The 9,741-nt window shown below is 67.9% G+C and carries 1 protein-coding gene; it reads left to right on the plus strand.

The window, feature by feature from the left end; genetic code table 11:
* Nucleotides 1–38: 38 nt before the first annotated feature.
* On the plus strand, nt 39–9,740 hold the full coding sequence (locus KZ686_RS18050) for a non-ribosomal peptide synthetase (protein ID WP_265634657.1): 9,702 nt from the start codon (nt 39–41) through the stop codon (nt 9,738–9,740).
* Nucleotide 9,741 lies beyond the last annotated feature (1 nt).

Here is a 9,741-nt window from a genome sequence, read left to right on the forward strand (position 1 = left end):
GGTGCAGCACCGGTCCATCGATTCGCAAAAGGACAGCAATGCAAGGCGAGACGCTGCTCGACTATTTGATCCATCACGGGACCAGCCGCGCCGATGCGACGGCACTGACGGTGCTGGACGAGGACCACCCGGCAGGCACGACCTACCGCTACCGCGACCTGCTCGCACGCGCGGCTGCCTATGCCACGCGCCTGAGCGAGGTCGCGCAGCCCGGCGAGCGCGCGATGATCGTGCTCGACACCGGCATCGACTACGTCAGCGCGTTCCTCGGCTGCCTGCTGGCGCGCGTGATCGCGGTGCCGGCGTTTCCGCCGGAATCGATGCGGCCGCAGCATCTGGCCAGGCTCAACGCCATCGCGGCCGATGCGCGGCCCAGTGTCCTGGTGGCCGACGACGGACTTGCAGGCGACTGGGCCAGTGGGCGGTCGGACAGCCTGCAAGCGCGCATCGTCACCGTATCGTCGGTCTCGTCTGGCTCGTGGGTTTCCTCGGTCGGCGAAACGATGCCGGGAGCGGCCATCGCCGACGCCAGGGCATGGGCCGCGGCCGTCCGCCCCGACACCGTTGCCTTCCTGCAGTACACCTCCGGCTCGACCGCGACGCCCAAGGGCGTGATGGTGACGCACGCCAATATCGTCGCCAACGAAGCGGCCATCGCCAGCCAGTTCGGCACCACGGCCGACGACGTGATGGTCAGCTGGCTGCCGCTCTATCACGACATGGGGCTGATCGGCGGACTGCTGCATCCCCTCTACGGCGGCATGCCGCTGGTGCTGATGTCGCCGACCTATTTCCTGCAGCGGCCGCGCCGCTGGCTCGAGGCGATCGACCGCTTCCGCGGCACCGTCAGCGGCGGCCCGGACTTTGCCTATCGGCTGTGCGTGGAACGCGTGCGTGCGGCACAGGTCCAGACGCTGTCCCTGCGCAGCTGGCGCGTCGCCTTCTGCGGCGCCGAGCCGATTCGTGCCGAGACACTGGAACGGTTTGCCAGCCACTTCGCCGACGCCGGCCTCGACGCTCGCGCGCTCTATCCCTGCTATGGACTGGCCGAGGCGACGCTGCTCGCCACCGGCGGTCGCCCCGGCGAGGGCGCCACGATGATCGGCTTTGATGAAGCGGCGCTGGCCACCGGCCGCGCCGTTGCATCGATCGATGGCGGCGGCGCGCGACTAGTTGCCTGCGGCGACGCGGCTCCGGGCCATCGCATCGAGATTCGGGATGTCGAGCATGGCAGCCCCGTTCCGGACGGACAGATCGGGGAGATCTGCATCGGCGGGCCGAGCGTGACCGCGGGCTATTGGCAGCAGCCGGCGGCCACCGCCAGCACCTTCCCGCATCACGACGACCCCGCCTCGCGCTATCTGCGCACGGGCGACCTCGGCTTCCTGCACGAAGGCAGGCTCTACGTCGCCGGACGTTCGAAGGACCTGATCATCGTCCGCGGGCACAACCTGTATCCACAGGACATCGAGATCGCGGTCGAAGGCGCGGTCGAGGTCGTGCGCAAGGGGCGCGTCGCGGCCTTCCCGTTCCAATCGGCCGACGGGCAGTTCGAAACGATCGGCGTCGCCGCCGAGATTGCGCGCAGCATCCAGAAGTTCGGCTCGCCCGAAGCGGTGGAAGCGGCCATTCGCGAGGCAGTGGCGCAATGCTGCGGCGAGCCGCCGGGACTGGTGCTGCTGCTGCAGCCCGGCGAATTGCCGAAGACCACCAGCGGCAAGCTGCAGCGTTCGCGCTGCCTGCCTGCCTGGCGCAGCGGCGAACTGGCGCTGTGGGCGGCATTCGAATCGGGGCGGCGGCTCGCATCCGTTCCATCGTCGGAGGCCGCCGCCTCGCCGGCCGCTACCGGCAACACCGTGGCGCTGCAGGGCACCGAGGCGACACTGGCGGCGCTCTGGCACGAGGTCCTTGGCGTCCGGCCTGCCTCGGCAAATGACAACTTCTTCGCCCTGGGCGGCAATTCGGTGCGCGCGACCCAGCTGGTGTCGAGGACGCGGGAACGCCTGCATCGTGGCTACGCGTTGGCGCATCTCTTCGCCGATGGGACTCTGCGGGCCAATGCGGCGGTCATCGATGGATTGCTGGCGCGCGACGACGGTGAGGCTTCCCACGGGGAAGCGGCAATTACGCGCCGAACCGACACCGACCTTGCGCCGCTGTCCCCGGTGCAGCGCGGCTTGTGGGTACTGTGGTCGATGCAGCCGGACAGTGGCGCCTACAACGTCTCCGGCGTGTTGAAGCTCCACGGCCGGTTCGACCGGATCGCACTGCAACGCGCGGTCGATGCGCTGGTCGCGCGGCACGAGGCACTGCGCACGCGCTTCGAACCGGACCGGCACGAGGAACCGAGGCAACGGGTGCTGCCCGCCGGCGCCTGCCCCATCGCCGTGCTGGATTTGCGCGAGCACGGCTCCGATGCAGCTGCCGAGGCGCAGGCAACGGCCAGAGCGCTCAGCGCCGAGCCCTTCGACCTGCTGGCCTCGCCGCCACTGCGCGTCGCGCAATTGCGGGTGGCGGACGAGCAGGAATGGCTGTCCATCACGGTTCACCATATCGTGTCGGACGGCTGGTCGATGAATGTCGTGATCGACGAGTTTTGCCGGCTGTACGAGGGCTTCGTAGCGGATCGCCCCGTCGACCTGACGCCGCTTGCGATCCGCTACGCGGACTATGCCTGCTGGCATGCGGATCGCCTCGTCGCCGGCCAGCGCGACCGTCAGCTCGCCTACTGGAAGGATCGTCTTGGCGACGAGTCCCTGGTCGTGGAGCTGCCGAGCGATCGCCCCCGCCCCGCGGTGCAAAGCCATCGCGGCGGCGCGGTGCCGTTCATGCTGGACGGCGCGCTGGCGACGAGCTTGCGTCGCATCGCGCTGGGCGCACAAACCACGATGTTCGCGGTGCTGCTCGCCGGGTTCCAGACGCTGCTGTACCGCTACACGGGGCAGCGCGATGTCCGCGTCGGCGTGCCGGTCGCCAATCGCGGCAGGGTCGAAACCGAAGGCCTGGTCGGCTGCTTCGTCAATACGCTGGTCGTGCGCACGGATATCGACGGCAGCATGCCGTGGGACGCCCTGCTCCGCCGGCTGCACGAGACGGTGCTCGAATCGCAGCAATACCAGGATCTGCCCTTCGAACAGCTGGTCGAGGCCTTGCAGCCCGATCGCAGCCTCGCCCATAACCCGCTGTTCCAGGTCAAGTTCAACCTGGCGCTGCCGATCGCCGTCCCGAAACGACTGGCGGGCCACGCTGTCACGGCCGAACAGATCGAAGGCGATGTCACGCGCTTCGATATCGCGCTGGATCTGGTGGAGAGCGAGGACGGCATTGCGGGGCGATTTGGCTACGCCACGGACCTGTTCGATTCCGACACCATTGAACGGATGCAGCAGCACTATGTCGGCATCCTCGAACAGATCGCGTCGACACCGACGCTTCGCGTGGGTGAGCTGGCGTTGGGCAATGAGGACGGGCGCCTTGTCGGCGAGGCTCTGGAGTCGGCTGCGGTCGATGTGCTGACGGCATGGCGGCGTAGCGTCGTGGCGGATCCTTCTGCCGTCGCGTTGCGATATGAGGAACAGACCCTGACCCGCGGCGAGGCCGATCGGCTTGCCAATGGCATTGCGGCTGCGCTGGCCGAGCGCGGCATTGGGCGGGAGACGCGGGTTGGGCTTTGTGTCGAGCGCTCTCCGGCGTTTATCACCGGACTGCTTGGCATCCTCAAGGCCGGCGCGGTTTGCGTGCCGCTCGACCCGGCGCAGCCGGTCGAGCGCTTGCGCCAGCTATTGGACGACGCCGGCGCCGGTGTTGTCGTCGGCTCGGTGCCCGGCTCCGTGCCGGAGTTCGGACCGGGGTTCGGGCCGGGCTTCGATTGCATCGATCCGACGTCCGTGACGCCGGTCGACGATGCGCCTTCCGTCTCGTTGCTTCCGGGGCAAGCCGCTTACCTGATCTATACCTCCGGCTCCACCGGCACCCCCAAGGGCGTGGTGGTCAGCCACGACGCGCTCGCGCATTACGTCTGCGGCGTGCTGCACCGGCTGCAACTGCCTGCCGATGCCTCGATGGCGATGGTATCCACCACCGCGGCCGATCTCGGCCATACCGTGCTGTTCGGCGCCCTCTGCAGCGGCCGCACCTTGCATCTGATCTCTCGCGAGCGGGGCTTCGATCCGGATCGCTTTGCCGACTACATGGCCCGGCACCGCGTCGGTGTGCTCAAGATCGTCCCCAGCCATCTGCGCGGATTACTGCAGGCCCGCCAACCCGCGGACGTGCTGCCCGAGCAGGCGCTGATTCTTGGGGGCGAAGCGACCTCGGCCGAATTGGCTCGCACGATCCGCGACCTGAAGCCGCACTGTCGGCTGTTCAATCACTACGGCCCGACCGAAACCACGGTCGGCGTTCTGACGCATGAAGCGGTGACCCTGCCCGAACGGCAGTTGCCGACCGGCACGCCGCTGCCGGGCTCCCGCGTCTATGTGCTTGACGCCGACCTGAACCCGGTTCCCGCCGGCATCGTCGGCGAACTCTATATCGCCGGACCGCAGCTGGCGCGCGGCTACCTCGGTCGCCCAGGGCTGACCGCCGAGCGCTTCGTCCCCGATCCCTTCACCGAGGGCGAGCGGATGTACCGCACTGGCGACCGCGTCAGGCAGGATGCGGCAGGCCGAATCGAATACCTTGGCCGCCAGGACGAACAGGTCAAGATCCGCGGCTACCGGGTCGAACTCGGAGAGGTTGCGCATCTGCTGCGGTCGCAAGCTGGCGTCAAGGACGCCGCCGTGATCGTCCATGAGGACCGTCTGGTCGCCTATTGCGTGCTGGACGGCACGGATACCGCGACACTGAAAACGCAGCTCAAGGCCCAGCTGCCCGACCACATGGTCCCGGCACAGCTCATTGCGCTGGACCGCCTGCCGGTCACGCCAAACGGCAAGCTCGATCGTCGCGCGCTGCCTGCCCCGTTGTGGGAGGCCGAGGGCTACATCGCCCCCGCCAACGAAGCCGAAGCGCTGCTGGCCCAAATCTGGCAGGAGGTCCTGGGCGTCGAACGCGTCGGCGCCACCGACAACTTCTTCGAACTTGGCGGCGACTCGATTCTGTCGATCCAGTCGGTCAGCCGCGCTCGCCGCCTCGGCCTGCGCTTCACGCCCAAGGATCTGTTCCTGCATCAGACCGTGCAGGCGCTGGCCCAGGTGGCCAAGCGCGACGAGGCCAATCGCCGCGTCGACGACAAGCCTGCCGGCGAGGTGCCGCTGCTGCCGATTCAACGGGCGTTCTTCGAGACGCCGATGCCGAACCGCAATCATTGGAACCAATCCGTGCTGCTGCGTCCCGTGGAGCGCCTGGATCCGGACGCACTGCGCCGCGCGCTGAAGGCCTTGGTCGATCATCACGACGCATTGCGGCTGCGCTACCGGCAGCAGGACGGCCAATGGCAGCAACGCTACGCCGCGCCCGGCGATAGCGAGCTGCTGTGGCAACAGCAAGTCGCCGACACGGATTCCATCGAAGCGCACTGCGATCGTGCCCAGCGCAGCCTGGACCTCGAACAGGGACCATTGCTGCGCGCACTGCATCTGCAATTACCGGATGGCAGCGAGCGCCTGCTGCTCGCCGTCCACCACCTTGTCGTCGATGGCGTCTCCTGGCGCGTCCTGCTGGAAGACCTGCAACAGGCATACCGGCTGGCCCAGCAACGCCAATCCATCGCGCTCCCGCCCAAGACGGCGTCGTACAAGGCCTGGGCACAGGCGCTGGTTCAACATGCGAACTCCGACGAACTCGCCAGGCAAGCAGACTACTGGTGCGCCCAGCACGGCCCCGAGGTGCCATGCGACCACGCCGCGGCGGACGATCGCATCGCGCAGGCCGCCACGCTGACCTTGGAATTGTCCGCCGAGCAGACCCAACGCCTGCTGAAGCAGGCGCCAGCCGCCTACCGGACGCAGATCAACGACTTGCTGCTCAGCGCGCTCGCGCAGGCAGTGGGCCAATGGGCCGGCGTCGATCGCGCCGCCATCCTGCTCGAAGGGCATGGCCGGGAAACCCTGCTTGCTGCACCGGATATCGGCCGCACCGTCGGCTGGTTCACGACGATGTTCCCGGTCGTGCTGCCGGTGGCCGCCGACACCGCGGCCAGCATCAAGTCGATCAAGGAGACGCTGCGCGGCGTTCCCGATCATGGCATCGGCTACGGTCTGTTGCGGCATCTCGCGCCGCAGGCCATCCGCGAACGACTCGCGGCGTACCCATTGCCCCGCATCACGTTCAACTATCTGGGCCAGTTCGACCAGAGCGTCGGCGGCGACGCGCTGTTCGATTTCGCCGACGAGCCAAGCGGAGAGAGCCGCGATCCGGAAGCCCCGCTTGGCAACTGGATCACGATCAATGGCCAGGTCAGCGGCGGCGTGCTGTCGCTGGGCGTCACGTTCAGCACCGCCCGCTACCGGCACGACACCATCGCCTCGCTGGTGGACGCCTACCGGCAGGCGTTGGAGACCACCATCGACCATTGCATCGGCATGCCGCCCGGCGCGCTGACACCGTCCGATGTGCCGCTCGCCGGCCTGACCGAGGACCAGCTCGATCGTCTCGACGGTCGCCAGATCGAGGACCTGTATCCGCTCACGCCGATGCAGCACGGCATGCTGTTCCACTCGCTCTACGCGCCGGAAGCCGGGCTGTACGTCAACCAGCTCGCCATCACGCTCGACGGGCTCGATGCTGATCGCTTCCGCTCGGCCTGGGATGAGACGGTCGCGCGGCACGAGATCCTGCGAACCGGCTTCGTCTGGATCGACGGGCAGGCGATGCAGGCGGTCTATCGGCAGGTGCCTTCGCCGGTTCGGATCGATGCCGAACGCGACTGGAACGAATCGGCGTGCGAGGACGTTGCGCTCGAAGAACGCAAGCTGGCCTTCGCGCTCGATACCGCCCCGCTGATGCGCGTGCGCCTGCTCCACCTGGGTGCCAACCGCTACCGCATGATCTGGACCAGCCACCATCTGCTGCTCGATGGCTGGAGCACCGCCCGCCTGATCGGCGAGGTCCTGCAGCGCTACCACGGTCAGCCGGTCAAGGTGCCCGCCTCGCGCTATCGCGACCACATCGCCTGGCTGCAGACCCACGATGTCGCCGCCAGCGAGTCGTTCTGGCGCGAGCGGCTGCAAGCGCTCGACGAGCCTACCCGGCTGGCCTCGGCACTTCCCGCACCGGATGCCGGCACCGGTCACGCGACGTGCCGCACCAGCCTCGATGCCGACGCCCTCGCCCGCCTCCAGCGCAGCGCCGCCAGCGAGCATCTGACGCTGAACACGCTGTTGCAGGCGGCCTGGGTCATCGTGCTGCAGCGCTATACCGGTCGGCGTGCGGTGGCCTTCGGCGCCACGGTCGCCGGTCGACCGGCGGCCTTGCCGGGCGCCGAGGCGATGCTCGGCCTGTTCATCAATACCTTGCCGGTGATCCAGGCACCGTCGCCGGACCAGGCCGTCGCCGACTGGCTGCAGGCGCTGCAAGCGGAGAATCTGGCGCTGCGCGAGCACGAACATGTGCCGCTGTACGAGATCCAGCGCTGGGCCGGCCAAGGCGGACAGGCGCTGTTCGACTCGATCCTGGTGTTCGAGAACTACCCGGTCGATGCGGCACTGCGACAGCGTGAGCAAAACGGCCTGAAGCTCGGCGAGGTCAGCCATGCGGCGACCACCAACTATCCGCTGACGCTGGTGGTCTCCGCTGGCGCCACGCTCGATATCGTCTGCAGCTATCAGTGCGAAGCGTTCTCGCACGCTGCCGTCGAGCAATTGCAGCGGCAATACCGTGGGGTGCTCGACCAACTTGCCGCTGCCCCGACGGCACGTATCGCCGACATGAAGTTGCTCGATACGGACCATGACGAGCCTTCGCGCGACCCGGATACGCCGGACCGCCGCTTCTCGGCGACCGAGGCTGTCCACGTCGCCATCGCGCGCCAGGCGGCACAGCGCCCTGATGCCATTGCAGTGCGTTGCGGGCAGCGTGCCGTCAGCTACGGCGAACTCGATGCCGCCGCCACACGTCTTGCCTACGCCCTGCATGCAGCCAGTGCGGGCCCGGAAACCGTCGTTGGCGTGGTGCTCGACCGCAGCCCAGACCTGATCGTGCGGTTGCTCGCCACGCTGAAGGCCGGCGCTGCTTATCTGCCGCTGGACGCCGAACTGCCGGCTACGCGTATCGACCAACTGCTGCAGGACGCCGGCGTCAAGCTCGTTCTGACGTCCCAGGCGCTGGGCGGCCGCATCGATACCACCCTGCCGGTCATCGTCATGGAGGACATTGGCGAGCCGGAGGCGGTGCAACTGCCCGCCGTCGATCCCCGTCAACTGGCCTATCTGATCTACACCTCCGGCTCCACCGGCACGCCCAAGGGCGTCGCCGTCGAACACGGACCGCTGGCGATGCACTGCCACGCCACCGTCGAGCAGTACGGCATGGGACCGGATGACCGGGAGCTGCACTTCCTGTCCTTCAACTTCGACGGGGCCCACGAACGCTGGCTGGTACCGCTGATCGCCGGCGCCCAGCTGGTGCTGCGCGACGACGCCCTGTGGAGCGCCGAGCAGACCCTCGAAGTGATCGCGCGCGAAGGCGTCACCAATGCCGGCTTCCCGCCTGCGTACCTGCTGCGACTGGCCGAGGCGGCCACCGAACCGGTGCCGCTGCGCCTGCTGTCCTTCGGCGGCGAAGCGATGTCGCGCGAAGCCTTGGCTCGCATCAAGCAGAAGTTCCAGGCCGGCACGCTGATCAACGGCTATGGGCCCACCGAGGCCGTGGTCACGCCGCTGGCCTGGGTCGGGCAGCGCGACACCGACTGCGCGAGCGCGTACGTGCCGATCGGCACACCGGTGGGCGACCGCACCGCCTACGTGCTGGACGCGGACCTGAACCCGGTGCCGGTAGGCGTGGCAGGCGAGCTCTATATCGGCGGCCTGGGTCTCGCGCGCGGCTATGTCGGCAGACCGGGACTGACCGCGGAGCGCTTTGTCCCCGACCCCTTCACCGCTGGCGCCCGCATGTACCGCACCGGCGATCTGGTACGGCGTTGTCGCGACGGCAGCATCGAATACGTCGGCCGGCTCGACCATCAGGTCAAGATCCGCGGCTATCGCATCGAACTCGGCGAGATCGAGGCGCGCCTGCGCGCACACGAAACCGTGCGCGAAGCGGTGGTCGTCGCCCACGATGGTCCGGGCGGAAAGCACTTGGTCGCCTATGCCGTTCCCGCCGAAGACCAGCACGGAGTCGGCGCGAAGCTGAAAACCTATCTGGAAGGCTGCCTGCCGCCCTACATGGTGCCGGCGCAGATCGTGCCGCTGAACCAGTTGCCGGTTACCTCCAACGGCAAGCTCGATCGCCGCGCCCTGCCCGAGCCGGTTTGGGAAACCCATTCCTACGTGGCACCGCGCAACGACATCGAGGCATTGCTGGCGGCGATCTGGCAGGAGGTGCTGGGCGTCGAACGGGTCGGCATTCACGACGACTTCTTCGAGCTTGGCGGCCATTCCCTGCTGCTGACGCAACTCGTTTCCCGGCTGCACCGCGAGTTCGGCAACACGCTGACGCTGCGTCAAGCGATGTCGCTGCCCACCGTGGCCGAGCTTGCCGAATACATCGCCCAGCAACAGGCGACCGGCGCCACGGTCAACGTCGCCAGCCAATTGCAAACCATCGACGACTTGATGGCCGATCTCGAGACTTCCTGAT

Origin of the sequence: Cupriavidus cauae (assembly GCF_026210475.1) — a bacterium.
In the GTDB taxonomy this organism is placed as follows: domain Bacteria; phylum Pseudomonadota; class Gammaproteobacteria; order Burkholderiales; family Burkholderiaceae; genus Cupriavidus; species Cupriavidus cauae.